We start from the raw sequence: 26781 nt of genomic DNA, 5'->3' as shown, positions 1-26781 counted from the left end.
GGTAATTCCTCCCTTTGATAACGAAAAAAGAGACCACAAACTCCGCTATAGATTTCGCCTCTATAGCGCGTTGTGGTCTCTCCAAATCTCCTACCGAATTATTAACTTGTCACCATTATAACACTGTTTATGATTATTTGAAAGCTTTTGTTGCTTCAATTGCTTTTTTCCATCCAGCATATAGCTCTTCGCTTGTTTTCGCTTCCATCGTTGGTTCAAAGCGTTTGTCCATATGCCACTGTTCTTTAATTTCATCTTGGTTTTTCCAATATCCAACCGCAAGACCAGCTAAGTATGCTGCACCTAGAGCCGTTGTTTCGTTGATTACTGGACGCTCTACAGGAACATCTAAAATATCACTTTGGAACTTCATTAAGAAGTTATTTTTAACTGCTCCGCCATCAACGCGTAATGTTTTCAGCTCAATACCTGAATCTGCTTCCATTGCGCATAATACGTCTTTCGTTTGGTAAGCTAAAGATTCTAGCGTTGCACGAATGAAATGCTCTTTCGTCGTACCGCGCGTTACACCAAACATAGCGCCGCGTACTTCACTATCCCAATAAGGTGTTCCTAGTCCAACGAATGCTGGTACAACGTATACACCGTCAGTTGATTCAACGCGACTCGCATACACTTCACTCTCACTTGCATCTTTAAACATGCGCATTCCGTCACGTAACCATTGAATTGCAGAACCCGCTACGAAAATACTTCCTTCTAATGCGTAGTTTACTTTACCATCTATTCCCCATGCAATTGTTGTTAATAGACCGTGCTCAGAAGCTACTGCTTTTTCACCAGTGTTCATTAACATGAAACAACCAGTTCCGTAAGTATTTTTCGCCATACCTTCACCGAAACAAGCTTGTCCAAATAATGCTGCTTGTTGGTCACCAGCTACACCTGCAATCGGTACATTTTGGCCGAAGAAGTGATAATCAATTGTTTCTCCGTAAATTTCAGATGATGGACGCACTTCTGGAAGCATGCTCTTTGGTACTGTTAACATTTCTAGAAGCTCATCATCCCACTGTAAGTCGTGAATGTTAAACATTAACGTACGTGATGCGTTTGAGTAATCTGTTACGTGTGCTTTACCACCAGATAGTTTCCATACAAGCCACGAATCAATTGTTCCGAATAATAGATCGCCGTTTTCTGCTTTTTCTCTTGCACCTTCAACGTTATCTAAAATCCATTTTACTTTCGTACCAGAGAAGTATGCATCAATTAAAAGACCTGTTTTTTCGCGAACCATTTCGCTATAACCTTTTTCTTTTAACTCATCACAAATTTCAGCTGTTTGGCGAGATTGCCATACGATTGCGTTGTAAATTGGTTTACTAGTTGTTTTATCCCATACAACCGTTGTTTCACGTTGGTTCGTAATACCGATACCAGCGATTTGTTCTGGTTTTACATCCGCTTCGCTTAAGCAAGTTGCGATAACTGCTAAAATAGATCCCCAAATTTCTTGTGCATTATGCTCTACCCAGCCTGGCTTTGGAAAATGTTGTGTAAACTCTTTTTGAGCTGAATGAACAATTTCACCTTTTTTATTGAAAAGAATTGCGCGTGAGCTTGTTGTTCCTTGGTCTAATGAAAGAATATATTTTTTCATATCGGTTTCCCCCTTATGCTACTTTTCTACTATTTGTATTGCTTCCGCTTTTTTTACTTGTCATATAAGAGATTGCTAGTACAATCACAGTTGCGATAATCACATAAATAAGTGCTGAATTTTGTTTTCCTTCAAATACAACTTGATGGAATAAACCTGCAAGTGATCCACCTAAAATTGGACCAACTACTGGAATCCATGCATACTTCCAGTTTGAACCGCCTTTTCCTGCAATCGGAAGGAAGAAGTGTGCGATACGCGGACCTAAATCACGCGCTGGGTTAATTGCGTATCCTGTTGTCCCACCTAATGATAAACCAATACTTACAATTAAGAAACCTACGATAAATGGATTTAATCCATCTGCAAATTTATTTGCACCAATTGCTAATATACCAAATACTAAAACGAATGTTCCAATCATTTCACTTAAAAGGTTTGCAAATGTGTTCGGAATTGCTGGACCTGTTGCAAATACACCTAACTTTGTTCCTGGATCTTCTGTTTCTTTCCAGTGTGGTAAGTAATGTAAATATACGATAACTGCCCCGATAATTGCCCCAATCATTTGTGCTACGATATAACCTGGTACGTCGCTCCATGGGAACGCTCCCTTAAATGCTAATCCTATCGTTAAAGCTGGATTCAAATGTGCCCCACTAATTGATCCAACCGCATACGCTGCAACCGCTACTGCTAAGCCCCAGCCCATTGTAATAACAATCCAACCTGAATCTTTCGCAAACGATTTCTTTAAACTTACACCAGCACAAACGCCGCCACCAAGTACGATTAACAACGCAGTCCCTATTAACTCTCCTAAAAATGCTGACATAGTATCCCTCCACAATCAATTTAAACGCTTTCAAATGTGATAGAGGTAAAATGAATGGCCATTCGTTTTTGTCAAAAGAAAAAGACCCACAGCTTGCACGCTTCTATATAAATTTATATAGAAACAATGAAATGTGGATCTCTACTTTTCTCCGTCACGTTTATTAACTTGTCTATAATGTTAACCGTAAATGAAAGCGGTGTCAACGAAAAAATTCACATTTTCGTCACTTTTTTTGGTAATGTTTCCATAGTTCACGTTTTGATGTCGTAATTGCTGTCGCACCAGCGTTTAATGCTCTTTCCACATCTTCTACAGTACGAATAAAACCACCTGCTAAAATCGGTACACCAGTACGCTCTTTCACTTCAGCGATAACGTCCGTTAATGCTCCAGGAAGTACCTCAATATAATCCGGTTTCGTCTTATCTAAAAGATTGCAGCTCTTCTCCATCGCACTCGAATCGATTAAAAAGATGCGTTGTATTGCCACAACACCTTTTTGCTTCGCCTTCATAATAACGCTCGCCTTTGTTGAAAGTAACCCGTACGGTCTAAACTCCTGACATAAATATTCCGTCGCATGCCCGTCACTCTGCAAACCATGAATTAAATCCACATGTAAAAACACCTTTTTACAATATTGCTTCGCAAGCGATATAACACTCTTCAATTGGCCGACATGAATATCTAAAATAACAATATATTCATACGAACTATGTAATAGCTTTTCCAAATCTTTAATTTGCCTCACTGCCGGCAAAATCTTCTGTTCATGAAATTCCATTCTAAATGTCCCCTTCTTTATGTCATCCTATCCTTTATAGTACACAATTTAAGTGAAAAGAACAGCCAGTGTTGGGGATTTCTTTCAAATCTTTCCTCTATTTATATATTTTCTTCAACTTATCGGAACCTATACCACCTATAATCATGAATACAAGGGGCAAAAGATTCATTACATATGGCGCATCTGCTACAATTGTAATACTTGCTCCAGCAAACTTATTTAGCATCCATACAACGATTTTTGCAATAAACAAAAATACTCCTATCATAAATAGACTATCAAAAAACACCTTCCATTTTGGATACGCCAATTGCTTACTATCTTCAATTATTTTCTGCGTCAATTCTTCATCACTCCTTAGCAGTTCATCAATTGTAATACCGAACAGATCACTTAAATGAATAATAATTTCAATGCTCGGATAGTTCTTTCCCGTCTCCCATTTCGAAACAGATTGCCTGCTCACATGAAGTTTTTCAGCCAAATCATTTTGCGACCAATTTCTTTTTTCCCTTTCTTCTTTTAAACGCTCACTAAAAATCATACTGTGTTTATCACCTCTCTATGCCCATTATGTTCAAATAAATGATGAAGAGTAAAGCGAGTTATTGTTGCATTTCCTGCACAACTTATACGTTACAGCTTATAATGGCGCTCTTTTATATGTATCTTCCCTATACTATGCTCCAATAATAATTTCCCGAACAATAATACAAGGGACGGATACTAATAAAGTGAAACTTTAATCAGCCCTCACTAATCGGGCTTTTACGGACAGCCCGCGCCCCACCTAACTTCTTTGATTCCGCTGAATTTTGAGGTGGGTCTTACTGCCCGGCAAATAGCGGGATAAAGACTAGATTAGGCATAAAAAATACGCCATCCCTTCTTATCAGTCTCCAGAAAGAATAACGCAAATTTTCATTTTTACTCATCACTTTTCGGACTATATGAAAACCCCGGATATTTCACAACAGGCCACTTCTCCTTACGCAGAGAATCCATTACTTGCGGGCCAACATGTATATTACTCTCCACTATTTCTTTAGGAGTCAGTGCCATCCATTGATTTAACGATACATCTTCAAAACGATTGCTTCTGAACATCTCTAAAAACCATAATGTTTCGGTACCTGTATTTTGAATATAATGCCCCGTCGCAAACGGTACATATCCGACATCGCCAGCTCTATAATCAAATGTACGAGCGGTACCATTTCCAAGAAACACAGTCATTCTCGCTTCCCCTGTCAAATAATATTGCCATTCATCATTATTCGGGTGCCAATGAAGTTCTCTCATTCCACCAGGCTCAACCTCAACAAGCGCTGCTGCGATTGTTTTTGAAATAGGGAAATTTGTAGAATCTACAATTCGAACGCTACCACCAGGCGTCTTAACCGGCTTTTGTTTTAACAATTCATGTTTAAATGTTAAAGGAACTTCTCCTTTCGGTGATTGAACTTCCTGACTTTCAAGCGAACCTGGCACCTCTCCTTGATAAATATAAACTTGATCTGAAGGGAGAGAACGAAAAACACTCTCAGGTACTCCAAAATTAGCCGACAACACTTCTTTTGGCGTATGCGCAAACCAATCAGAAATAGCTAAAGTAGATAAATCAGAAAAATGCCCATCATCAAAAACGAGTAGAAATTCACAATGTTCCAATCCTTGAATGGAATGCGGAATACCAGGAGGAAAATACCAAAGATCACCTGGTCCAACATCAGCAATAAAATTCCGTCCATTTTGATCTACAGCCGTTATGCGTGCCCGTCCTAAAAGCATATACGCCCATTCTGCTTCTTTATGCCAATGTAGTTCTCGTACTCCACCTGCCGTTAAACTCATATTTACTCCGGCAATCGTCGTCGAAACCGGTAGTTCCCGAGCAGTAATCTCCCGAGACCACCCGCCTTGTTTCAAAATCATAGAAGTGTCCGAGAATGAAAACTTCAAGTTAGGAACTAACCCTGCATCCGTTATAGGCGGAACAAGCATATTCGGATTTTGAATATCCCGCATAACATTACGAGGTCCAGAATCAATCGCACCTGCTCCGTCGCTGCGGATTGGTTGTGGCACATTCCTTCCTGCTTCATTAACAGTACGTTTCTTCATGATTACACTCCTTTTTCATCCGGTTATGAAGTAAAAATCCTCCATCATAGTGTATGAATTGGGCTTTAGATGGTTACAGTTACTATGGAGTTACATCATCTGCCTATCATTATCGTTTTGTTCATTTCTCAACTTATACTAGTATGCTTAGCGCTTAGGAAGACAAAAAAATAAACTAGAACTAACAAAAAACCCTGTAAAATTTATTACAGAGTTTTTCACCAATTATTTATTGTTTTACATATCGAATACGAACATTATCGTCCATTTGATAAATTTGTAATGTGTTTCCATAACTAATTCCTAACTCTTCACTTGCGCCAACTGCACTTACAAATACCCCTTTAAATACTTTAGTTAGTTTTACTACCGATACTCTTCGCTGCCTCTTCAAACAGATTCGAACCTTCTTGTGCTTTACTTACTGATTGATGCATTTTACTTTCGTCTTCTTGGTCCAATGCATCAAAGAGAAGTTGAAAACAATCCGCATACAGTTCCATCGATTGCTTTATCTTCGCCTGTTCTCCCTGTAACTCAGGGGGCGCTTGTAAATTCTTCAGTTTCTTCGTTGTTGCCTTTGCTCCACCTAAACTTAGTTGTACTTCACTTTTCTTTTGTTTGTATGATTTTACGTCTGAATCTGCTATTCCTTCAATTAATTTCATTGTATCTTCAATTTGAGTAGCACTATTTATGATATCTGCCTTGTACCTTTCAACATCTGAACCAGTTACCTTACCAGGTGAAGAAGTTGAATTATTTGAAGAAGAACTTGGTTGACTACTTGATGAACTACTGTTTGTACCTTCACCTTTCGCTACAGATAAGCTATCCTCTTTCTTGCTATCAGTTGACTTACTCTCTTTTTCAGAAGCCTTATTTTCTTTCTCTACCTGTTGTGTTTCTTCTTTCTTTGGTTCATTAGCTTTCTTACCATCCGTTTCAATTGTAATACAACCGCTCAATAACATAACTGGTAATGCTAAACTTACTAATTTCTTTGCCTTCATGATTACTACTACCCCTTTAGTTGTAAAATTTAATGTGAAAAAGTTAATATACTTAATTAATAAATTTCCCCCGAGTAATTTATTAAAATCTACTACCCATAGATTTCCTGTATATTCATAATATTTCCATATATAATATTTTACAAAGAATTACATATTTGGTCAAAAGGATTTATGTAGTCCTTAAAAGAAAATTTTAATCACAAAGAAAAGAAGCTAACAATAAATTGTTAACTTCTCAGCTTAAGGAAAAATAGTATCTTTCCTTATCTTCTAATATCTAGGTTGTGATTGAATATTTGTAAGATGAACATCATACATATCAATGATTTCAAGAAATCTATCAGCTTCACGGAAAACATGGTCTGCTAATAATGGATGAATGATACTCTTTATTTTACATTGCTCAATTAAATCACGTGCTGTTTTCTTAAAATCCCGAAGAGATGCAACTGACACGCGATTTTGATCTAAAAATTGATCTAAAAGAGGAGCTGTTTGGGATTGTGGTTTCATAGATTCTAAGTCAATTGCTTGATACATCAATTCATCAAAATCATTGCTAAAATTTCGTGCTGTATCTACAAGCTTTCTTTCCGACGGATCAAGAAGATGGCCAATAAATTTAGCATGGTCTGCCATAATCCGTAAAAAGAAAACATTTTCTTTAATAATAGCATCAGGAAGGGCATCTAATTTACCTTCATTTAATTGTATTAAACGTTTTCTAAAATAATCAGCTTCCCTACTTGTATGGTCAACTAAAAGTGGAAAGTTATTTTGTCCTGGCAATTTACATGTGAGAATTAATCCTAAAATTTTTCGTTTAAATCCCCAAATATTAGTTGCGGCTTGTTGTACTTCTGCATTAAACCTTTTGATTTGCTCAGGATCTGTTTCATTTGTATAGGAATGCGCTATTTGTTCAATATGTTCAAACAACCGATAAAATTGATTCGCCTCTTCAATTAATTGAGTATCCTCACATCTAAATCCCAATCGAAGAAAAAAAGAATGCTCCTTCATGATTCTAGACCAAAAACGAATTTCATTTAATGAACGCTCAACAAACATTACAGACGTAACGCCTGTATCAGGATGTAATGAAGTTTCATCCCTATGCATTGTTAATCCCCCCCAGTAAAATCCCCGCTAGTTCCATTCTTATGAGGAAAAATATATATAAATGCCATCAATAAAAGTTTATGATGACTCTCTTATACATGTAAAATTAAACTAATATAACCTTAGCTTGATGAACATATACTGCTCCCCCAGAAGAAAAAAGCTACCACCTAGATGTAAAATCCTACTAGGTGGTAGCCTTTCAAAATTTCTATTAAAGCAATACCGAATCTTTATCACTATCCTGATTACGTTTCTCGCGCTCTTCTTCTAAGCGCTTCATATACACTTCGCCTTCTTTTTCGATAAACTCATTATCCATATCTTGCTCTTTTTTCGAAGTATATAAAACCATGTAGCCACTTAGTACAATCCCGACAATTACAAGATAAACCCACCATGGTAAAGTTTCCAAATCACTTCATTCCTTTCCTTAGACAAGCCTTATTAGTTTCACTTTATGAGGAAAGAAGTGGATTTATGCTTAAAATTTTTATTGTGGATGCTTCGCGAAAAATGCTTGTACATATTCCATAAACTCAATTGGTTCCTGACGAAACGGTGCGTGGTATCCTTTTTCAATAATATGAAACGTACTATTTGCAAATAGCCCATGATACAGTTCACCATTTTTCCAAGAAACACTTTTATCATGTCGTCCCCATATAATTAAAGTCGGTACCTTAATTTTATCAGCTTCCATCGCAATGCGGCGCTCTCTCATTTTCGTAAGCTGATCATAATGCTCTTTATCATCACGACTATTTTTTACTTCATTTTTATTATACTTCGTAATCTCAGTTACAGTTTGTAAGTCCGTCGATAGCGGTGGTACTTCATAACTTTCTTTTTGTTGGAAAGACTCTATCCCTGTAGCATCCGCCAAGATGAGATGCGTCACTGCATCCGGATATAAATACGCTAAATTAAGGGACATCTCTCCGCCCATTGAATGGCCGAGCACTGCAAACTGATTGTATCCGAGCTTCTTCATTAACTTATAATATAAATTCACTTGCGCAGGAAACGAATACTGAAAATCAACTGGCTTAGAAGAACGCCCAAACCCTAAAATATCAACCGCAATAATCGTATGGTCTCGCGCTAGTTCCGGATAAATATCACTAAACCCATCAGAAGAACCACCAAACCCATGCAACATAAGTAAAGGAGGTTTTCCCTCACCAATTTGTTTAAAATAAATCGTCTGTCCATCAATTTGCGCCATACTCTCTTTCGTATTCAGCTTCATCATAACAGTATCTTTCACTTCTCCAACCTTCGCAATCGGCTTATCAACGAAGTTACATACGATAAGCAAAATAAGCACAATACCGCTAATCAAATAAAACTTAAACCGTTTCAACATTCCCGTCTCCTTTCTCTTGTTGTTATTTAAAGTTTTTACATTTTTTGGTTATTTTATGTCCTCTTTTTAATTGTAACTAAAACAGTTACAATTATACTAAAAAAATATAACTCATTTCTGTTGCTAATGGTTATTCTGTAACCATTATAGTTACATATTTAAAGTAAGTCAATTGTTTTACAACTAAAAAGAAAAAAGAGACCTCATTGTGAGATCCCTTTTTCTCTTTTAGCCACCATAATCACCATGTTCAGCTTTCATTAGTGTTGGACTTTTTTGATGATCTGTTGAACTATACACCCCTAAAGTCAGTGTAAATACTGTTACAATCCCTAATAATTTAATTACCACTTTTTTCATTTTAAAGCCCCCTTATCAAAAAGTTTTTCTCTTGCTTTTTTACTAAAATAAAAATACTTACTTGCCTCTTCCCAAAGGTTTTCTTCATAAAATTTTACTGCTAACTTTTCCTGATACTCCTGAGTATAATCATATAACTCTTCTCTTTCAAAATACGTAATTCCTCTAAGAATAATGTCCTCTAATTCTTCCGCTTTTACACCTTGATTTAATGCATTTAAAATTTCATAATGGTGTTGATATCCTTCAATTTTCGAATCTCTACAAATCTTCAATCCTTTTTCTATAAGCTTATTTGCAATCTCATGCTCTTTTAACTTGTAATGCTCTTTTGCTTTTACATAAAGAGCTTTATAATGTTGGGGAGATTTTTCTACTACTTCAGTAAGATAACGAATTGCCAATGCAGATAAATTTTGCGTAGAATACATCCATCCTAAATTATGACGAACCATAATAATAAATTTTTCTTCACCAATTTTTTGGAATTGATCCATAGCAGCTGTGAAATGCTCTTCAGCTAATTCCCATTCCTTTAAGTTCATACAGGCTAAGCCTAAAATATTATCACAAAAAGCTACATTTAATTCATATCCATCATGATTTAAATACATATCCTTTACCTTCGTTGCATGTTTAATAGATACCAAAGCTTGTTGTGTATCATAATGAAATGTAGCTAACTTATAATAAAATTCAGCCTTTTCTAATTGATCAGGAACATACTTCAAAAAACTTTCAGCCTTTTCGTAATGTTCTTTAGCGAGATGAAAATTTCCTAACTCACTAGCATGTATTGCTTTAAAAAAGTGATAATAATAAGTTAAAAAATTATCTGTTGGTTGATCAAACGAATCTATCTTGTTAAAACTCTCTTGAGATAAGCCTAGATTATCTATTAAATAGTTATATCGAAATTCTAGCAAATAATAATAAAGTAATAGATTTTGGTCCTGCAAACCTTCTCCAGTCTCTTTTTTTAGTTTAGTAAATTTAAAATCAATTTCTTGTTTTAGACGTTCTGCATTACTTATACGTCTAGATCTAATCTCTAGATACCATTCATTCAATAGCTGCGTCAGTTTTTCGTTTGTAGTAGATGTAATCATGAAACCCCTCCTAATCATTTGTTATGTACTCTTCTACAAATAATAACAGAAAATTCAAATATCTATTCCGATCATCCTACAAATAAATATTTCTCAATAATTAACTGACAATTCATTAATTATTTTATGAAGATTATCCACTTTGATAATTACCCAAATAAAAAAGCAAGCAGTTCCAGCACTCCGCTAAAACTACTTGCTCTCCTACTTACTATCTCTATTTTTACTCTTTAATAAATTCCTTCGTACTTCTCACTGTATCAATTGGACGAACTAATTTTTCAATTTCTTCACGTTTTGGCTCTAGGAATGGAGGTAAAGATAATTTTTCGCCAAGTGTTTCGTATGACTCATCTCCCATAAATCCTGGGCCGTCTGTTGCAAATTCAAATAAGATTTGTGGTGCAACTCTTGCGTATAATGATTCAAAGAAGTGACGGTTTACATAGCCAGATGAAGGAAGTCCTACGCTACTGATTCTCTCAATCCATTCTTCTAATACAGCGCGATCTTCTACGCGGAATGCAGCATGGTGCACTGTACCAAAACCTTGTTGTGCTTCAGGAAGAACTGTATTATGTTCTACGATGACAGAGGCACCGTTTCCGCCTTTGTTCACTTCAAATAAATAGAATTCTCCTTCTTGCGCAATCTCTTTAAATAATAAAACTTTTTCTAACACTTCTTTAAAGAAGCTAAAGTTTGCGATACGAATGAATACAGGTCCTAAACCAGTAATTGCGTATTCTAATGGTACTGGCCCGTTTTGCCATGGTGTACCTGATTCGATTCCTTTATCAAGTTCATCTGAGATTAATTGATAGTGTTGATCATCAAAGTCAACGAAAGAAAGAGTTTTCTTACCAAATTGCTCTTTAATTCCTGTATGTTCTACTTCAAGACGGTCAAAACGTTTTACCCAATATGCTAACGCTGCATCAGTTGGAACACGGAATGAAGTTTTTGAAATTTCATTTGTACCGTGTACTCCTTTCGGAACACCCGGGAAATCAAAAAATGTCATATCTGTTCCGGCACTACCTTTATCATCTGCAAAGAATAAATGATATGTTTGAATGTCATCTTGGTTTACTGTTTTTTTAACTAAACGCATTCCTAAAACGTGAGTGAAAAACTCATAGTTTTTTTCTGCACTACTTGTAATCGCTGTAACGTGGTGAATTCCTTTTAATTGGTTCATTTTATATTCCTCCAATGGGTTTCATTTATATGTTAAAGTTGTATATTTTCTTCTATTACTTCTCTTCAATCGGTGCTAAATTCGCTTCAATTTCTGCACGCTGATCTTCTAAGAACGGTGGTAAATCAAGTTTTTCTCCTAAATGTTCCACATCTCCATCAACTGTAAATCCTGGGCCATCTGTTGCAATTTCAAATAGGATTCCGTTTGATTCGCGGAAATATAAGCTTTTAAAATAGAAACGGTCGATGATTCCTGAAGAATGGAAGCCTCTTTGTTTCACCTGTTCTTCCCAATAAGCAAGCTCTGCATCGTTTTTCACGCGAATTGCTAAATGGTGAATGCTGCCTCGGCCCGGCTTTTCAGTAGGACCATCTAAATATTTCACAACGATTTCTCCAAAAGCCTCTCCTTTAATGGACTGGAAAATTGCTTCTTGATCATTTCGGCTAACCTCTGTATAACCGAATATCTCTGTAAGTGTACTCGCCATTTTATCAAGTCTACGCACTGTCAGTTCTACAGAACCCATTCCTTGAATTTGATGCTTTGCAGGAACTTCTGATTTCTCCCAAGTTTCCCAGTGCTCCACTTTTTCCCCGTTTGAAACGAGTAGTACTAAGCGAAGACCTTCAGCATCCTCAAATTGCAAAGCAGGACGATTTGCATATGTTGTCATTTCACTATGTTTCACATCAAATTTTTCAAAGCGTTCTTTCCAGTAATGCAAGCTATCCTCTGAAGGAACAAGTAATCCAATTCGAGTAATCGCATTCGTACCGCGATATGTTCTTCCTACTAATGGAATTTCAAAAAATGATAATTCCGTACCTGGACTTCCTGTTTTATCTCCATAAAATAAGTGGTACATTGACGGATCATCTTGGTTTACTGTCATTTTCACACGACGTAAGCCAAGCACGTTTTTATAAAAGTGATTATTTTCATTTGCATTTTTCGTAACCATTGAAATGTGATGATGCCCTTTAATTTCATACATTGGTTATTCCTCCGTTTCGTTTTACTAGTCAAGTGACAACTAAAAAAATAACATTTCCCACAACTAATATGGTTTTTAGCTTTTCAATTTATTCTTAATTATGTTTTTGTAAATTCATCTTAGTTTTTACTGTATAAGTTACTTTGTTTTTAATCGAAAACAACTGAGTGTATGTTTTTCATATGACTCAATCGCTTTCGTTACTATCACTTTACACCTCAAGTGATTAAAAAGCAAGTGATTTATCTCAAATTCGAGATATTTTTTTGTTAAATAACATTTAGGGTGTAAAATCATTAATTTCTGGATAGCGTCACATCACTATCAAGCTAAAGACTCAAAGCTCTCCATGCCCATCAAGCTACCAAGAATACACTACCCCAAAACGATAAAAATGAACTTCGTTGCTATAAAAGACAACTTTTTTGTTCCGAGGGAATTATAGAATTTTATATCTTTACAATTATTTATGGGGAGTTAATTCGTTTTTTTCAAGAATAAGTAATTTCTTAAATAGAAGTTCACGTACCTCTTCCTTATGATAATTAATTTTTGTTGATTGATAAGAAATTTAATGAATGATTATTCGAATATGCTTTCGTAAATGTTAAATGTAGTTTTTGGATAATGTTTGGTCAAGTTGATACTAATACCCTCGATAAACGAAAGAAAATTAAGAGTGTTCCGAGAAAAAGTAATTAAAAAACGCTCATTTACAGAAGAACATTATTCAAGTGAAGCCCTCTATAATTCAATTACAACTCCTTGAAAGTTTATGATACTATCCTGATCACACTTTTTATATTTAATGTTTTAAGGAAAAAAGCTATACTATAAGCGAAACTAAAAATCAGAAAGGAAATACCATAACATGGAAAACTATATGCTATTTATCCTTACAGCACTCCTTATTATAATGATGCCTGGTCCCGGTTTTGCTTTAGTTACAAAAAACACTATCTCTCATGGTAGAAATGGTGGGATAAAGACCGTCTTAGGAACGGTATCTGGAATGATGATTCATACAATAATGGCTACACTAGGACTCTCTGCTATCTTAATGAAATTTGCTATGCTATTTACATTAATAAAATATGCTGGGGCATTTTATTTAATTTATTTAGCTGTAAAGTCAATTAAAAGTGCCTTTTCTAAAAAAGAAGATATGTCAAGTTCAGTGGAAATAAACTTTAAGGATATTGGAACGGTTAAAAGTTTTAGACAAGGATTTACCACGGCAATCTTAAACCCAAAAACGGCTGTATTTTTCCTTAGTTTTCTACCCCAATTTATTGTGAGTAATCAAAGTCATTTCTTCCAATTTCTTTTGTTGGGATTCACATTTACGACTTTGACAGCAATATGGTATTTACTTTATATCTCTCTAATACGTCAATTAAGAACTTTTTTAAGAAAAGAAAAGGTGAACCGTACAATAGAGGGTATTACTGGCACAGTATTATTAGTATTTGGAGTTAGGCTATTTTTCCAAAAATAAATATGTAATAGAGAGCGTTTAAAACTTTCGGTTTTTCCAATAAATAAATCAATATAAAAAGTATGACTTTCAAACAGTAAAAAAGTGAACAAACGGGTGTGTTTGTGGAATAAGCTTCAATAAAATAACCAAACTTTTTATAAAGAAGTGAATCGATTATATTAAAATTGATATAAAGGCGTTATCCTTTCCTATGATTTCTCAGAAAGAATAACGCCTTGCTCTTTTTAGAGGGTATTTTGTCTAGTTAGCTTGATAGCGATGTGGTTCTATCCCTTATAAAGTGAAACTTTAATCAGTGGGGGTTTTGTTCATCCCCCACTGATTATTAGTTGAACCAATCGGGCTTTTACGGACAGTTGATCCCCCACCTAACTTCTTTGCTTCCGCTGAATTTTGAGGTCGGGGTCTTACTGCCCGTTAATGCGGGATAAATGTTACAAAAACATTTATAATAGCTCTAACTTGCACAATGCTTCCCGTTAATATAATACGCTGATTCTGTGAAAACCGTAAATACAACCTCTACTTCTGGAAGTCCAAAATCCATTACATATGTAGTAATGGCCTTGGCAAATCGATTACGAATTTCCTGTCCACGCTCGAACCATTTCACTTCAATAAGAGGAAATGCTTCTATTTCTTCTCCATTGAATACAAACGTAGAACTTGGTAGTTCCAACGTAAAATTATCCGTACCACACTCACAAATCTCTGCGAGCTCTTCTACTAATGGCTTGCTTATGTGTTTTAATTGTTCAGTAGTAATTCCACGAAACACAATATGCGGCATGTAAATCCCTCCTTTAGATAGTTTTATATTTGCCCACATCATAGCACAATTCTCCCACTTTTTAACAAAAATAGATACTAAACAAGTTTCAACTCTTATTTTTAGGCCTGTTATACAGGCTGAAGCGATTCTAAGTATCTGCCATATTAAAGTTGATATGCTCCCATTCTAGTGGTGAGATATGTTTTAATCGTTCTTCGTTAACCCCATGCGTACTTCTTAACTATTTCATTTAATTTTTAATAAAGAAAACAGCCTCACTAAGCATATTAAAACTTAATGAGGCCACTTTATTCACACTATTAATTATGGAACGACGGTTTATAGAACGAACGATTATCAAGAGCAAAGACACGCTCTGTATATTCGCCTGGTTTTGTGCGTCCTAATGCGCGGTCCATCATGTTCATTTTTGCATCTAAGTTATCGATGTAATGCAGAATTTCTGCTTCTTTTACTAATGGTGGTTTTGGACTACCCCATTCTGCTTTTCCGTGGTGAGAAAGGACGATGTGTTGAAGAATTAATACTTCTTCTGCATCGATTTGCAATTCGTCTGCCGCTTTACCAATTTCGTTCACCATAATAGAAATGTGACCTAGTAAATTTCCTTCTAACGTATACGTTGTAGAAATTGGGCCAGATAATTCGATTACTTTACCAAGGTCATGTAAAATAACGCCTGCATATAGTAAGTCTTTATCTAACGATGGGTATAGATTTGAGATAGCTTTCGCTAAATCAAGCATCGATACGACGTGATAAGCTAGTCCAGATACGAACTCGTGATGGTTCTTTGTCGCTGCTGGATAGTCTAAAAATTCGTTTTGATGCTTATTTAATAAATGTCTTGTTAGACGTTGAATGTTCGGGTTTCTCATTTCAAATATGTATTGCGTAATTTTCTCAACCATATCTTCTTTTTTCACTGGTGCTTTTTCTACGAAGTCTGAGATGTCTGTTACTTCATTTTCATTCGCAACACGGATTTGTTTCACACGTAATTGAATACGTCCTTTGTAGTTTAAAATATCTCCAGCTACTTTCACGATTGTTTCCGCTACATATTGTTTCTCAACTTCTGGTGATACGTCCCACAATTTTGCTTCAATATCTCCACTTGGATCTTGTAAGATTACTGTTAAAAATGGCTTTCCATTGCTTGCGATACCTTTTGTCGCTGTTTTAATTAACAAGAAAATATCGACTTGTTCACCAACTTCATACTCTGCAATTTTCTTTTTCATTCGAATTCCTCCACCAAATCAGTTACTTTTAGTATAGCACACTACAACTCATTTTCTTTACGCATATGTGTTAATTTTATAATCTGTTTTTCTGTAAAATACGCGAGTAAATGCGCATGACATGTAAAGAATATGACTTGTCTATCCTTTGCAATTTCCTTTATAAGTTCAATCGTTCGATTCGTCCTTACCGCGTCAAAGTGCACGAAACTATCATCAATAATAAATGGATAATCATGCTCAAATGTTTTTGCTAGTGCAAATCTCAGCGATAAATATAACTGCTCCGCTGTCGCTTGGCTTAGTTCATGACTGTAAAAACGCATACCATCGTTACGCTCTACAATAAACGGCTCTGACTCTGACGGTGAAAAGATTTTACTATATCGTCCGCCTGTTAAATAGACGAAATACTCTTCTGACTTTTGTAAAATACGAGGAAGATGTACTTCATGATAATATTGCTTCGTTTTCGTTAACACCGTTTTTGCGGCCGCATAAGCAGCCCACTTCTTCACTTGTTCACGCACTTGCGCTTTTTTCATTTCCCATTCATGCATTAAATCGCCGTACGTACTACCTTCTTCTAAATTCGCAATTTCCATACGATGTTTCGCAATACGCTCTGTCAGTTCTTTCTCTTGCACCAGACAGTTTTGCACGACTGTCAGTTCTTGCTTTAATTTTCCGTCATAACCGTCAGCTTCGTAATGTTCAGCTAATGATAAACTCGTTAAACGTTTTTCTAACAGATCAATTTGCGGTAATAAACGCCCCACTTGTTTCTCTGCATCTTCACGTTTTTCCGCTAGTTTACCCGCTTCTAAAAACATCTCTTCATCCGTAGACGCTGCAATATGCCATAAACCATCTCGTTCTATTAGTAATTGCTTTAATTGTTCTTGCATAAACTCATATTCTTCTTGCCATTCCGCCAGTTTTTCTTTTAACTGCTTACAAGTTTGGCGCTTCTCTTTCTCATTTTGCATACGGCTTTGTGCCTCGTGTAGCTTACTATACTCCGCACTACCGATAACAGTTTCTAGTTTATGTTCAAATTGCGAAATCATTTCATATAATGAAGATTTTCGCGTGCCTTGTTTCTCTAATTCACGATATAATTGCTGCATTTTTTCAATACGCTCAAACGCCGGCAATATGTGTGCATACGTATAAAATTCAGGAAACATATAGCGCGTTTTATATGCATCGACTTGTTCTCCCGCCTGGAACGTTTCTCTCTCCCATTCCTCATACGATGAAACGACTTTATCATACGCTCGTTCCAACTGCTGTAACTTATAAGACTCGCGCTCAAATAATTTACGTATCTCTTCATCTTTTTCTAACTGATAGCGAACAGACATCGCTTCTTCACTTTGTCTCCCGCCGGCACTTTGCTGAAGTGTAAGGAGCTCTTCTTGTAATCCATTTGATGGATCTTTATATAAAACAAGGGCGAGAACAATCCCTACAAAAATAATGACACTAATAAATAAGAGCGCTCGGTTATCTATAAATAAGCTTGTGAATAAAACGCCTGTGTTAATAAGAAGTAACAGAAGACAAACTCTTTGCCACTGCTTTTTCTTTTGTTTAGCTACTCCTGCTTTTTCCTCATACTTGCGCTTCATTCTCTCTGCGCCCATACCGATAAACGCCGCATCTTGGAACGATTTCTCTTTCTCAACTAACACATTTCTCTCTTCATCCACTAACATTTGTTTCTTAATCTGTCTTATATTTTCTTCTTGTTCTTCTAATTGCTCTTGCGCTACTTTAAAACGATCATCGAGCTGTGCTTTTTGCGTTTCTAATTCGCGCGCCTTTTGCACTGTTTGCGTAATTAACTCTTTCGTTGCCAAACTCATATCAAATGAAAGAACTGTTTCCTTTTCAAAAGTAGTACCAATTTGTTGTTCTAGTTCTGCGATTTCTTCTTTTATATTCGTAATATTCCCGCTCATATCACGCATTTCTTGGCGTGCATTTTCGTAAGACATATGCTGCATACGAAGTTCTTCTACATAACTTTCTTTTTGTAAAAACTCTTCATCTATTTGAATCGAGGCAATTTCCGATTGCACTGTCTCAATTTTCTTGTGGAGTGAATCAACTTGTAATTGAAGCGGCTCCATCTTCGCCTTCATTGCTTCATAACGCGCCATTCCGTTTACAGGAAACTGCCCGCTCTCGTTCTCTAACACTTTCTCATGCGCACGTTTTTCAATAACGAGTGGCTCAAGCGCTGCTAATATTTCATAATCTTGCTTTCGCTTTTCTGCACTCTCTTTCTCCACGCGAACAGAAGCAAGCTTCTCTTCACTTTCTTTTAACTGCTCTACTTGTTTTTCATACGTGCCAATTTTTCCTTGCCACTCTTTCATCTTCTCTTCAAGTTTCTTCATCTCTTGCAATGACACGTTAATTTCTGGTTTACGCCCGCTCGGCTTAAAGCGCTGATCCATTTCTTTTTCTAGCTTTTTATCTAACTGCAATAGCGCATCACTTCCGACTGCACTTGCCGAAAATAAATAATTGCCAATATCCGCTTCGCCTAGCTGATGAATATTTTGAAGACCATGCATATCAAATGAAAAGACAGATTCAAATAAACTTTCATTCATCCCGCTTAATATATCGTTTAAAATTTCTTCTCCGCCCGTTTTCCCGTCTTCAAAATAAACGGTCACCTCGCCAGCTGCCGTCTTTGGCAATCGCTCAATTTTCAAACGACCGTACTGCTCTGTTTGCACAGTCATCGCGCCGCCATACTTCCCGCCTTCTTTCGGCTCATAACGGCGCTGTCCTCTCGTCGGAAAACCGAACAAAATACTTTTCATAAATGAGCGAATTGTCGATTTCCCCGCTTCATTTTCACCGTATAACACCGTCAGCAAGGAAAGATCCATTTCCACATTTTCTAATTTTCCGTACCCATAAATATGGAGTTTTTCAATTCTCATTTTTTATCCCTCTCTTGCTGGAATAATTGCTCTAAAATAATATTTTCTGCTTCCTTTTGAATCTCTTTCTTCTCTTCTTCTGTAAAAGATTCAATACTATTACGCGCTACAGGAGATGTCCAAATAGTGCGCAATACTCCGTCCATATTGCTGAAAGCTTCTAACTCCTTTAGCACACTACCTATGAAATGATTTTCCGCTTTCAAACGTTCGATTTCCGCAAAAGAAACCGTCTCATTTTTCCACTTCATCGCATATACAAAATCTTTTCGCTCTTCGCTAGATGCTAAAATGTGAAAAATCTCTTCCACGCGCTTTTCGTCACGCAAATAAGGGGAAAGTGAGCCTTGTCCTGTGAATACGACAGTTAATAGCGTACCTTCCTCTTCTCTTCGGCATTCATTCATCGCAGTAGATAGGCTCGTCATAAGTTCATCAACAGTTTCAAGTCTATCAATACAAACTTCGATTTCATCCCATACAACATCTGCCGTATGGAAAAATGAACACTGCGTTCCTTGTTTCGTAAGTTCAATAAGGTACGCACCCTTCTCGCCTGTTTCCTTACGATGACGACCTTGTATGTTCCCTGGATAAATAATGCATGGTTCTTCTGATAAAATTTCACGTTTATGTATATGGCCAAGAGCCCAATAATCAAACTGTTTTTCTTTCAACTCACGAATTTGAAACGGTGCATAGCGATTATGCTCTGCATCTCCTTCCACACTTCCGTGAAGCATGCCAATATGAAAAGGCGCATCACTCATTTTCGTATACTGCGCTGTCATATTATCTGTTACCGCTTGCTGCAAATAACTAAAACCATAAATAGAAGCTAATAGCTCACCATTTTTATAAAATGATTTCTCTTCTACATAAGGCTCAGTAAATACATGAACATTTTCCGGAAACTCAATTGCTGCCCAGCTTCCCCCTAAATGATCATGGTTACCGTGAATAATAAAAACAGGGATATCGTACTGCGAAAGTCTCTTCATTTGCTCACGCACAAACACTTGCGCCCTCAAACTTCTCGTCTCCGCATCATACAAATCCCCAGCTAGTAATACGAAATCAACGCGCTCTTGAATCGCTTTATCAACAATACGCTCAAATGATTCAAACGTACTTTGCTTCATTCTCTCCCAAACAGACTGCGCAACATTCATCTCCATCCCTTTAAACGGACTATCCAAATGCAAATCAGCCGCATGTATAAACTTTACTTGTTTCACAAATAACGATCCTTTCTATCTTTCAAAAGTTTCATTTTATTAAAATTAAAATCGCTGAAAACTAATACTCATCGAGAATAAAAATATTCTCGATGAGTAAAGTTTCATTCTATTTTACCACGCAATGTCATATATTTCTTTGCATATTGTAGCGTTTTATGTCAAAATAATTATAAGATTCTGATTTTAATTATTGGAGGGAATTTTCATGGGAGTATACGTTCTAACAGTCTTTGAAAAAGATGGTTCAAAAGCATTAGACGAATCATTCGAGGCGGCAACTGAAAAAGAAGCAAAAGCAAAAGGTGAATCTATCTTACAAGAAAAAGGATTGTATGAAAAAACACATCGCTGTACATCTACTGCAGGTAAGCTCGTTTTATTCCAGCGCTAAAAAAAAGAAGCGTCATCCGCTTCTTTTTCACTCTACTATATCTTCGTCACACCACGTAAACACCACATCTAGAATGCGATTACCGATACGTACGCGTTTATTCCATTTTCCTGTTTGGATCTGATGTTGCAATTCAGCTTTCATCTTTTCCGTCCAGTCGTGAATCGTTTCACTACCGTCGTACGGATATACGCTCGGAAACTCTTTCTGCAGTAGATGCAAGCTCTCTGCATCAAAATGAAAATGGAAGAAGTAGTTTGCTGTAAGCGATGGTTCTTGCAATCGTAAAAAATGATCATCAATTTGCTTTCTATTTCTATAGAAAGTAAAGATATTCACTTTACCGCTAGTAATTTGGTCAATTTGAATTTCGTGCTTCTCTATAATCACGTCTTGTCCACCTCGTTGTATACTATCTTTAGTATATATGTCTTTTGCAACAAAGTTAACCATTTTCGCGCGAAATTCATTTCCTTCATTATAATTCCTGTACCTCCATATGCAATCAGGATAAATAAAAACAAAGTTGAAGGGGAGCGATCACATGTATTTCGGAAGCAAAGGTTGGTATGTAAAAGAACTTAAAAAATTAGGTATCCGTACTTATGAAGGTAAAAAACTAGAATCTTATCGTACGCATGTGTTGTCTAGTTTACTTGAGAGAATGAAGAGAGCTTCGGCTTAATAGAATAGCAAGAAGTAAACCTGAATATTGGTAAATGATAAAAAACACCTCCTAAATTCGCATACTAAGTATGCAAATTAAATGGAGGTGTTTTTATTAGTCTCACTTTTTCAGGGGCGCTTCAGTTTTCATAAAATATTTTTTGTTTCCGCTGAAACGGATACGTTTTAATCTCAGCTGTATCTAAATCTTCATTGAATAAATGAATGGCTATAATTTGTCTACAATCGTAAGTATGGTAATAATATGTTCCAGACTCCATACACATTGCACTTGTATAGATCGTATTATCTAATATACCGTCTTCTGTTATTACTGCCCCCTTAGGAACCTCACAATTCGATAAAATATGAAAAATAGCCGATATACCCTCTTCTTCGTTCTCTATACCTTGAATGTTTTGTTTGCCATACGCTGCCCGTACAAATCTTGATGGCGGTGTGAAATCTCCAGGAAGTCCCATCGATCCTGAACCTTGGCCAAAAGCACTTAATGGTACATCGCCCCACTCCGTTGGCGCAAATGGCTGCGATTTAAGACCAATATATTGTCTTAAATTTTGTAAATGCCAACTAAACTCCGGACTATTAGTCATCACTCCTATTGGATTGTCATACACTTTTATTCCATCAGCTGTCGGCTCAAGTACAATACATTCTCCCGATTTATCTGCTAAAATCCAATGTAGCGGTGGAGTAACCCCTAAAATTGGTAATGGCACATCTATAAAGGCAATGCTATCAATAGATTTTCTTAATTCTTCAACAGAATTGAACTGCGTGAGGCTCCAAGTCACAAAATCAAATGGTGCTACATTCGTTTTATTGCTATCTACATGACTACTATAAGTAGCGAATCCTGGGAAATAGAGAGTTGCACATGTCATACCAGCTTCATTTACTCCATCTGCCATCATGACCCTTCCTCCAAAATTAATTCCCATTCCGACAACAGCCTTTTTCGTTCGGATTGTTTCACCAGTTATATTGTTCCACTGATAACGCCGAGGAATGATTATTACTTCCTGATTCATATCTAATGTGAAATCCATTGTTCTCGCAAAAAGATGTTGGAAATTTTTAGTTTGTAACGTCAAACTAGTACACATGAAGAAATCTCCCCCATTTCATAGTTATATACACATTTTATAAAATTCTGATAAATACGTAAATTAAAATCTATTTTACTTACCATTGTACAAACCCTATTTATCATTAACAAAATAACCAACCAAACCAAAAATGCTATAATAAACTCAATCAAACTAAGGGGGAACATCTATCTTGCGTGGAAAACACATTCAATTTCATAAGTTTGGCAATCCAAAAGACGTATTACAAGTTGAATATAAAAATATAGAACCACTGAAAGATAATGAAGTCTTCGTCCGTATGCTAGTTAGACCGATTAATCCATCTGACTTAATTCCAATAACCGGAGCGTACGCTCATAGAATTCCGTTACCTAACATACCTGGTTATGAAGGTGTTGGTATTGTAGAAGATGTAAGAGCTTTTGTTTCTAGAGAGCTTATCGGTAAACGTGTGTTACCGTTACGCGGGGAAGGTACTTGGCAAGAATATGTGAAAACATCGGCTGATTTTGTAGTCCCTATTCCCGATTCTATTGATGATTTTACCGCGGCACAAATGTATATTAATCCCCTTACAGCGTGGGTTACATGTACAGAAACGTTAAACTTACAGCGTAATGACGTTTTATTAGTGAATGCTTGTGGATCCGCAATTGGTCATCTTTTTGCGCAGTTATCGCAAATTTTAAATTTCCAACTCATTGCCGTGACAAGAAATAGTAAACATACAGAGGAATTACTTCAGCTTGGCGCTCATCATGTAATTGATACTTCGACTGCCCCGCTTTATGAAACAGTTATGACATTAACAAACGGCAGAGGTGCAGACGCTGCGATTGATTCTATTGGGGGACCGGATGGAAATGAATTAGCTTTCTCCTTACGTCCAAACGGGCACTTTTTAACGATCGGTCTTCTATCAGGCATACAAGTAAACTGGGCAGAGATTGTCACGAAAGCAAAAGTGCACGCGAACATATTTCATTTACGACATTGGAATAAAGAAGTGTCACCATATAAATGGCAAGAGACGTTTCGTCATTTAATTCACTTAGTAGAAAATAAGCAATTACGTTTTATGAAAGTACATTCTACATATGACTTAGCGGATGTGAAAACGGCGGTTGATGTTGTGCAATCTGCGGAGAAAACGAAAGGGAAAGTTTTTTTAACGAATTATTAAATTGAGTACATTCAACTATCAATCCATTTAGTAGCATAGAATTTTAAGTAGCTTATGTAATTTAATTAAAAAAGCGAAAGGAGGTTCTAACATGTGGTTACTCACGGCAATTGCGCCTGTTTTAATAGTCGGGGGAATTGTAGTATATGTGATTGGTAGCCTTAAACATAAATATAACAACGGTAACTTAGGTAAGAAAAAATCAAAAAACGCTCAAGTTTTATTAGATAGTTTAATACCAATAGGAATGCTTTTAGGGTGTTTGATCGGTATTATTGTTGGCATATTTTCTCCTGATTCATTACTACTTTCAGTTAGTTTAGGATCTGGAATAGGCTATTTATTTGGATTTTTTGCTTATGAAATTTATAGCAAGACAGGGAACAATTTTTCCTAATCCAAAAGGAATAAGCGGGACAGTACATAGTAATCATATGAAATATGTAACTGTCCTTTATTTTTGCATCAATGTTATCACCTTACCTTTCGCCTACTATACACCTCTTTTATTGATTTTTCTCTCCTCCCCTTTTTGCATATCCGCTTTTTTATTTTCATTGGATCTATATCCAAAGTAAAGTAGCGCACATGTAATAATAGAACCTACAATGTATCCTAAAAAACATCCTAACCAAAACATAGTGTAACCGCCTCCATTCATAATAAATTTTATGTAATATAACTCTTTACATACTCCATCGTTTATTTCTATTAACTATACACTTTCTAAAATTATTCATACCACTCATTCTCTTCGTACCTCAAATAGCAATTTTATTATTTGTCATAAAATTAACACCTTCTTTAAATACAAAAACTTCCATTTACTTGCTTTTTCTTAAGAAATAATATACTACATTTGAAATAAGCGAGCTAGTACATCGGCCCTTCTCTATTTTAACTTTAGTCATGAACAAAAGAAAAATAAAAAACCCCCTCAAAGCATAAACTTCAAGGGGTGAGCCTGTTTTTTATTTACTTATATACGTACAGCTGTACCACTTACAGCAACCATTAACATTCCATCACGAACTACTTCGTAATCTACGTCAACACCAACGATAGCGTTCGCACCTTTTTGTTTTGCAAGTTCTTTCATTTCGTCCATTGCGATATCACGAGCTTCTTTTAGCTTACTTTCATAAGAACCAGCACGACCACCGACAACATCACGAACAGAAGCGAATAAATCGCGGACAATATTTGCACCCATAATAGCTTCACCATTTACAATATCGATATACTCAATAATTTCTTTACCTTGAATTCCAGACGTTGTTGTTACAATCATGACTGACACTCTCCTAATAAGTTGTAGTTTTAATTAGCTTTCTTATGTCTTTATTATGACATGGAACACACAACTAATCTATTGAATTACCTTACAGGAATGTGACAGTTTTGTAAGAATAAAATGCCTATTATGTTTAATAAAGCGCTTTAACATTAGGATACATAAACGACTCTTTATTTTCTTTCCAGTCCTTTTCTACTTCTTTAAAAGTTGGTCGTCCTAATTTTTCATTGTTTTCATGTTTACGAAACCATTTCTTCACATACTGGTCTCCATTTTTATTTTGAACTGTACAAAGGAAACTATTACTGCTATCCTTTAATATTTTTACAATCACGAAAAGACACCTCTTCCCTTTTAAATAGCATGATAGAACTTGATCTTTTACTATAAGCCCTTCCTCTCTTATAGTCATACGACTCCTCGGCCGCGCCAAATTTGTAAGATCAAAAAACGATATTTACTTTGTTTACATTTTATTTAAAGAAATCAGAGTTATAAGCATGATGCTTATCAAAGATTTTATAGATTTCTAACTTATTATCTAATTTTGCATCTACTAAAATTAATATATTTCCATCGTAAATATATTCTTCATACTTTTTAGCATGTTCTTCTGGAATTCCTAATCCTATAAATGCTCCTATTAAACTTCCAGCTCCTCCGCCAATACCAGCTCCTCCAATAGCTGCTGCGATCGGTCCCGCTGCTACGATTGGACCCATTCCAGAAACGGCAAGTATACCAAGACCTGTTAATAAACCACCGAGTCCGCCTGCTACTCCTCCAGCTACAAGCCCTGTTGCTGAAAAGATATCTGCTTTATGTGCAGTTTCGCTATTCACTTTTTCACCCGATTTTTCTTCCAGATGTTCAATTTCCTTTTGATCTTTCGCAATAGCTGAAATGTTATCTGCTGAGTATCCTTTTTCATTTAATTCATTAATAACGAGTGCCGCATCATCAATTGTTCTAAAAACACCTACTATTTTTCTATCTACATTCATAACTATTAACCTCCTAAAGTTTTATATAATGTATCTTTATTTTTCTTCATTTCTGTATACACTAATCTTCTTATTAACATAACCATTTACGAAAAAAGCGAATAGTATAAGCACTACAAGTGAACTACTTAACAAGTAAATTAAATCAAATGTAATATTAATCATCATTTCATTCATGTATACCAGGCTCCTTTTTATTTAAAGTAAAATTATATTTTGATAGACTAATCTACTAAACATAGACATCTTACAATTCATCTTCAGTTAATCTCTTTGTAGTATATGTATACCCTTCCTAACCTTTTCTAAACGTAAAAAACTATAATTATATTTTTTCTTATTTATATGTTTAACATTTTTTTAAACGGGTATGTTTATATTGTTATGCTTACTATATGGAAAGGAATATTACGATGAACGCCATTCACTCTACTACTATTTCTTATAATGAAACACCTACAATAACGCAGATTCATCATTTTTATGCTTTAATGACAACATTTCAAGCTAATTTGTTTATAAGTAAACATGGAACACTTACTTCTATTAAAAACTTAAGCACTCTAGTATCCTTTTTCCTTACTGTAAAAAAGAGAGATCTTGTATTATTTATTTTTGAAGGAATAGATGCAAAAAGAGCTTTAAGAACACTCTTCCCTTCTTAGAATGTTTGTTATCCTCTATTCCCTCGTCTACTACCTTTCATATATGTTTTTATATTTCAAAATGATTTCCTCTATTAAAAAAGAACCCCCTAATACAATAGGGGGATTTCTAGTTTGACCTTATGAAAACTGATATAATATATATTACGTTTTTCATTCTTTAAAATA

At 35.8% G+C, this 26781-nt stretch carries 31 protein-coding genes; 6 read left to right on the top strand and 25 right to left on the bottom strand.

The annotated features are described in order from the left end of the window. Positions 1 to 133: 133 nt before the first annotated feature. The 14 genes from glpK to BC_RS05135 all read right to left on the bottom strand — a co-directional run bounded on the left by glpK (position 134) and on the right by BC_RS05135 (position 12550). The gene (gene glpK / locus BC_RS05190; RefSeq protein ID WP_000760011.1) at positions 134 to 1624 is read right to left on the bottom strand and encodes a glycerol kinase GlpK; all 1491 of its coding nucleotides are present in this window, start codon (positions 1622 to 1624) and stop codon (positions 134 to 136) included. A gap of 13 nt (positions 1625 to 1637) precedes the next feature. Continuing rightward, positions 1638 to 2459, bottom strand: coding sequence for a glycerol uptake facilitator protein GlpF (glpF, locus tag BC_RS05185; protein WP_001272200.1), 822 nt, complete (start codon positions 2457 to 2459; stop codon positions 1638 to 1640). 226 nt (positions 2460 to 2685) lie between these two features. After that, entirely contained in the window at positions 2686 to 3246 is a 561-nt protein-coding gene (gene glpP / locus BC_RS05180; protein WP_000394285.1) for a glycerol uptake operon antiterminator GlpP, read from the bottom strand. Positions 3247 to 3343: 97 nt separating this feature from the next. Beyond that, on the bottom strand, positions 3344 to 3793 hold the full coding sequence (locus BC_RS05175) for a helix-turn-helix domain-containing protein (protein ID WP_000577652.1): 450 nt from the start codon (positions 3791 to 3793) through the stop codon (positions 3344 to 3346). Between the two features lie 383 nt (positions 3794 to 4176). Continuing rightward, positions 4177 to 5373: an oxalate decarboxylase family bicupin gene (locus BC_RS05170; RefSeq protein WP_000747527.1), complete on the bottom strand. Its 1197-nt coding sequence runs from the start codon at positions 5371 to 5373 to the stop codon at positions 4177 to 4179. A gap of 229 nt (positions 5374 to 5602) precedes the next feature. Next, entirely contained in the window at positions 5603 to 5767 is a 165-nt protein-coding gene (locus BC_RS27540) for a hypothetical protein (protein ID WP_162840104.1), read from the bottom strand. Next, positions 5727 to 6386 carry a DUF7018 domain-containing (lipo)protein gene (locus BC_RS05165; protein ID WP_000644847.1) on the bottom strand — a complete coding sequence of 220 codons (660 nt, stop codon included), beginning with the start codon at positions 6384 to 6386 and terminating at the stop codon, positions 5727 to 5729. The genes BC_RS27540 and BC_RS05165 overlap by 41 nt, the downstream gene beginning before the upstream one ends. A gap of 273 nt (positions 6387 to 6659) precedes the next feature. Beyond that, the gene (locus BC_RS05160) at positions 6660 to 7511 is read right to left on the bottom strand and encodes a DUF2935 domain-containing protein (protein WP_000554479.1); all 852 of its coding nucleotides are present in this window, start codon (positions 7509 to 7511) and stop codon (positions 6660 to 6662) included. A gap of 214 nt (positions 7512 to 7725) precedes the next feature. After that, positions 7726 to 7926, bottom strand: coding sequence for a sporulation YhaL family protein (locus tag BC_RS05155; RefSeq protein ID WP_000449223.1), 201 nt, complete (start codon positions 7924 to 7926; stop codon positions 7726 to 7728). Positions 7927 to 8004: 78 nt separating this feature from the next. After that, positions 8005 to 8880, bottom strand: coding sequence for an alpha/beta fold hydrolase (locus tag BC_RS05150; protein ID WP_000919241.1), 876 nt, complete (start codon positions 8878 to 8880; stop codon positions 8005 to 8007). A 228-nt stretch (positions 8881 to 9108) separates the two neighbouring features. Next, positions 9109 to 9240, bottom strand: coding sequence for a hypothetical protein (locus tag BC_RS28175; protein WP_000758182.1), 132 nt, complete (start codon positions 9238 to 9240; stop codon positions 9109 to 9111). Beyond that, positions 9237 to 10349 (bottom strand): tetratricopeptide repeat protein, encoded by a 1113-nt coding sequence (locus BC_RS05145; protein WP_000633311.1) that lies wholly within the window; start codon positions 10347 to 10349, stop codon positions 9237 to 9239. Before BC_RS05145 ends, BC_RS28175 begins: the two co-directional genes overlap by 4 nt. 223 nt (positions 10350 to 10572) lie before the next feature. Beyond that, on the bottom strand, positions 10573 to 11550 hold the full coding sequence (locus BC_RS05140; RefSeq protein ID WP_001072569.1) for a ring-cleaving dioxygenase: 978 nt from the start codon (positions 11548 to 11550) through the stop codon (positions 10573 to 10575). Positions 11551 to 11605: 55 nt separating this feature from the next. Continuing rightward, positions 11606 to 12550: a ring-cleaving dioxygenase gene (locus tag BC_RS05135; protein ID WP_000272976.1), complete on the bottom strand. Its 945-nt coding sequence runs from the start codon at positions 12548 to 12550 to the stop codon at positions 11606 to 11608. A gap of 871 nt (positions 12551 to 13421) precedes the next feature. Here BC_RS05135 and BC_RS05130 point away from each other — a divergent pair. Then, a complete protein-coding gene (locus BC_RS05130; protein ID WP_000433008.1) occupies positions 13422 to 14048 on the top strand; it encodes a LysE family translocator in 627 nt (208 codons plus the stop codon). A 460-nt stretch (positions 14049 to 14508) separates the two neighbouring features. On the opposite strand, the gene BC_RS05125 is transcribed toward BC_RS05130, so the two are convergent. The 4 genes from BC_RS05125 to BC_RS05110 all read right to left on the bottom strand — a co-directional run bounded on the left by BC_RS05125 (position 14509) and on the right by BC_RS05110 (position 20292). Then, positions 14509 to 14841 carry a DUF1904 family protein gene (locus BC_RS05125; RefSeq protein ID WP_001120259.1) on the bottom strand — a complete coding sequence of 111 codons (333 nt, stop codon included), beginning with the start codon at positions 14839 to 14841 and terminating at the stop codon, positions 14509 to 14511. A 302-nt stretch (positions 14842 to 15143) separates the two neighbouring features. Then, positions 15144 to 16088 (bottom strand): 3'-5' exoribonuclease YhaM, encoded by a 945-nt coding sequence (gene yhaM / locus BC_RS05120; protein ID WP_000726638.1) that lies wholly within the window; start codon positions 16086 to 16088, stop codon positions 15144 to 15146. A gap of 41 nt (positions 16089 to 16129) precedes the next feature. Next, complete coding sequence (locus tag BC_RS05115) at positions 16130 to 19054, bottom strand: ATP-binding protein (RefSeq protein WP_001217618.1); 2925 nt, start codon at positions 19052 to 19054, stop codon at positions 16130 to 16132. Further along, positions 19051 to 20292, bottom strand: a complete 1242-nt coding sequence (locus tag BC_RS05110) for a metallophosphoesterase family protein (protein WP_000815696.1) — start codon at positions 20290 to 20292, stop codon at positions 19051 to 19053. The genes BC_RS05115 and BC_RS05110 overlap by 4 nt, the downstream gene beginning before the upstream one ends. Before the next feature lie 208 nt (positions 20293 to 20500). Between BC_RS05110 and BC_RS05105 the strand changes: the two genes are divergently transcribed. Then, positions 20501 to 20686 carry a YhzD family protein gene (locus BC_RS05105; RefSeq protein WP_000539552.1) on the top strand — a complete coding sequence of 62 codons (186 nt, stop codon included), beginning with the start codon at positions 20501 to 20503 and terminating at the stop codon, positions 20684 to 20686. 27 nt (positions 20687 to 20713) lie between these two features. On the opposite strand, the gene BC_RS05100 is transcribed toward BC_RS05105, so the two are convergent. Further along, entirely contained in the window at positions 20714 to 21076 is a 363-nt protein-coding gene (locus BC_RS05100; RefSeq protein ID WP_000582785.1) for a hypothetical protein, read from the bottom strand. 154 nt (positions 21077 to 21230) lie between these two features. On the opposite strand from BC_RS05100, the gene BC_RS05095 reads away from it, so the two are divergent. Continuing rightward, complete coding sequence (locus BC_RS05095) at positions 21231 to 21371, top strand: YflJ family protein (protein WP_000273537.1); 141 nt, start codon at positions 21231 to 21233, stop codon at positions 21369 to 21371. Between the two features lie 121 nt (positions 21372 to 21492). Here the strand turns inward: BC_RS05095 and bsh are convergent, their stop codons facing one another. Continuing rightward, positions 21493 to 22479, bottom strand: a complete 987-nt coding sequence (gene bsh / locus BC_RS05090) for a choloylglycine hydrolase (RefSeq protein WP_000337598.1) — start codon at positions 22477 to 22479, stop codon at positions 21493 to 21495. Between the two features lie 175 nt (positions 22480 to 22654). On the opposite strand from bsh, the gene BC_RS05085 reads away from it, so the two are divergent. Both BC_RS05085 and BC_RS05080 read left to right on the top strand, forming a co-directional pair. After that, a complete protein-coding gene (locus BC_RS05085; protein WP_001214239.1) occupies positions 22655 to 23647 on the top strand; it encodes a zinc-dependent alcohol dehydrogenase family protein in 993 nt (330 codons plus the stop codon). A 91-nt stretch (positions 23648 to 23738) separates the two neighbouring features. Continuing rightward, positions 23739 to 24044 carry a hypothetical protein gene (locus tag BC_RS05080; protein ID WP_000266569.1) on the top strand — a complete coding sequence of 102 codons (306 nt, stop codon included), beginning with the start codon at positions 23739 to 23741 and terminating at the stop codon, positions 24042 to 24044. Positions 24045 to 24140: 96 nt separating this feature from the next. Here BC_RS05080 and BC_RS27535 read toward each other — a convergent pair whose 3' ends face one another. The 5 genes from BC_RS27535 to BC_RS27530 all read right to left on the bottom strand — a co-directional run bounded on the left by BC_RS27535 (position 24141) and on the right by BC_RS27530 (position 26125). Continuing rightward, positions 24141 to 24287: a hypothetical protein gene (locus tag BC_RS27535; RefSeq protein WP_000498628.1), complete on the bottom strand. Its 147-nt coding sequence runs from the start codon at positions 24285 to 24287 to the stop codon at positions 24141 to 24143. A gap of 339 nt (positions 24288 to 24626) precedes the next feature. Beyond that, entirely contained in the window at positions 24627 to 24938 is a 312-nt protein-coding gene (locus BC_RS05075; protein WP_000637511.1) for a YbjQ family protein, read from the bottom strand. Between the two features lie 136 nt (positions 24939 to 25074). After that, positions 25075 to 25278: a DUF4028 family protein gene (locus BC_RS05070; protein WP_002023439.1), complete on the bottom strand. Its 204-nt coding sequence runs from the start codon at positions 25276 to 25278 to the stop codon at positions 25075 to 25077. A 139-nt stretch (positions 25279 to 25417) separates the two neighbouring features. Further along, positions 25418 to 25948, bottom strand: coding sequence for a general stress protein (locus tag BC_RS05065; protein ID WP_001100102.1), 531 nt, complete (start codon positions 25946 to 25948; stop codon positions 25418 to 25420). A 36-nt stretch (positions 25949 to 25984) separates the two neighbouring features. Then, the gene (locus tag BC_RS27530) at positions 25985 to 26125 is read right to left on the bottom strand and encodes a hypothetical protein (protein WP_001004569.1); all 141 of its coding nucleotides are present in this window, start codon (positions 26123 to 26125) and stop codon (positions 25985 to 25987) included. Between the two features lie 236 nt (positions 26126 to 26361). On the opposite strand from BC_RS27530, the gene BC_RS05060 reads away from it, so the two are divergent. Further along, positions 26362 to 26613, top strand: a complete 252-nt coding sequence (locus BC_RS05060) for a hypothetical protein (RefSeq protein ID WP_000991349.1) — start codon at positions 26362 to 26364, stop codon at positions 26611 to 26613. Positions 26614 to 26781: the final 168 nt, after the last annotated feature.

It is taken from the genome of Bacillus cereus ATCC 14579 (assembly GCF_000007825.1).
In the GTDB taxonomy this organism is placed as follows: domain Bacteria; phylum Bacillota; class Bacilli; order Bacillales; family Bacillaceae_G; genus Bacillus_A; species Bacillus_A cereus.
The sequence above is the reverse complement of the archived record's forward strand: the minus strand, read 5'-3'. Positions and strand labels throughout refer to the sequence as shown.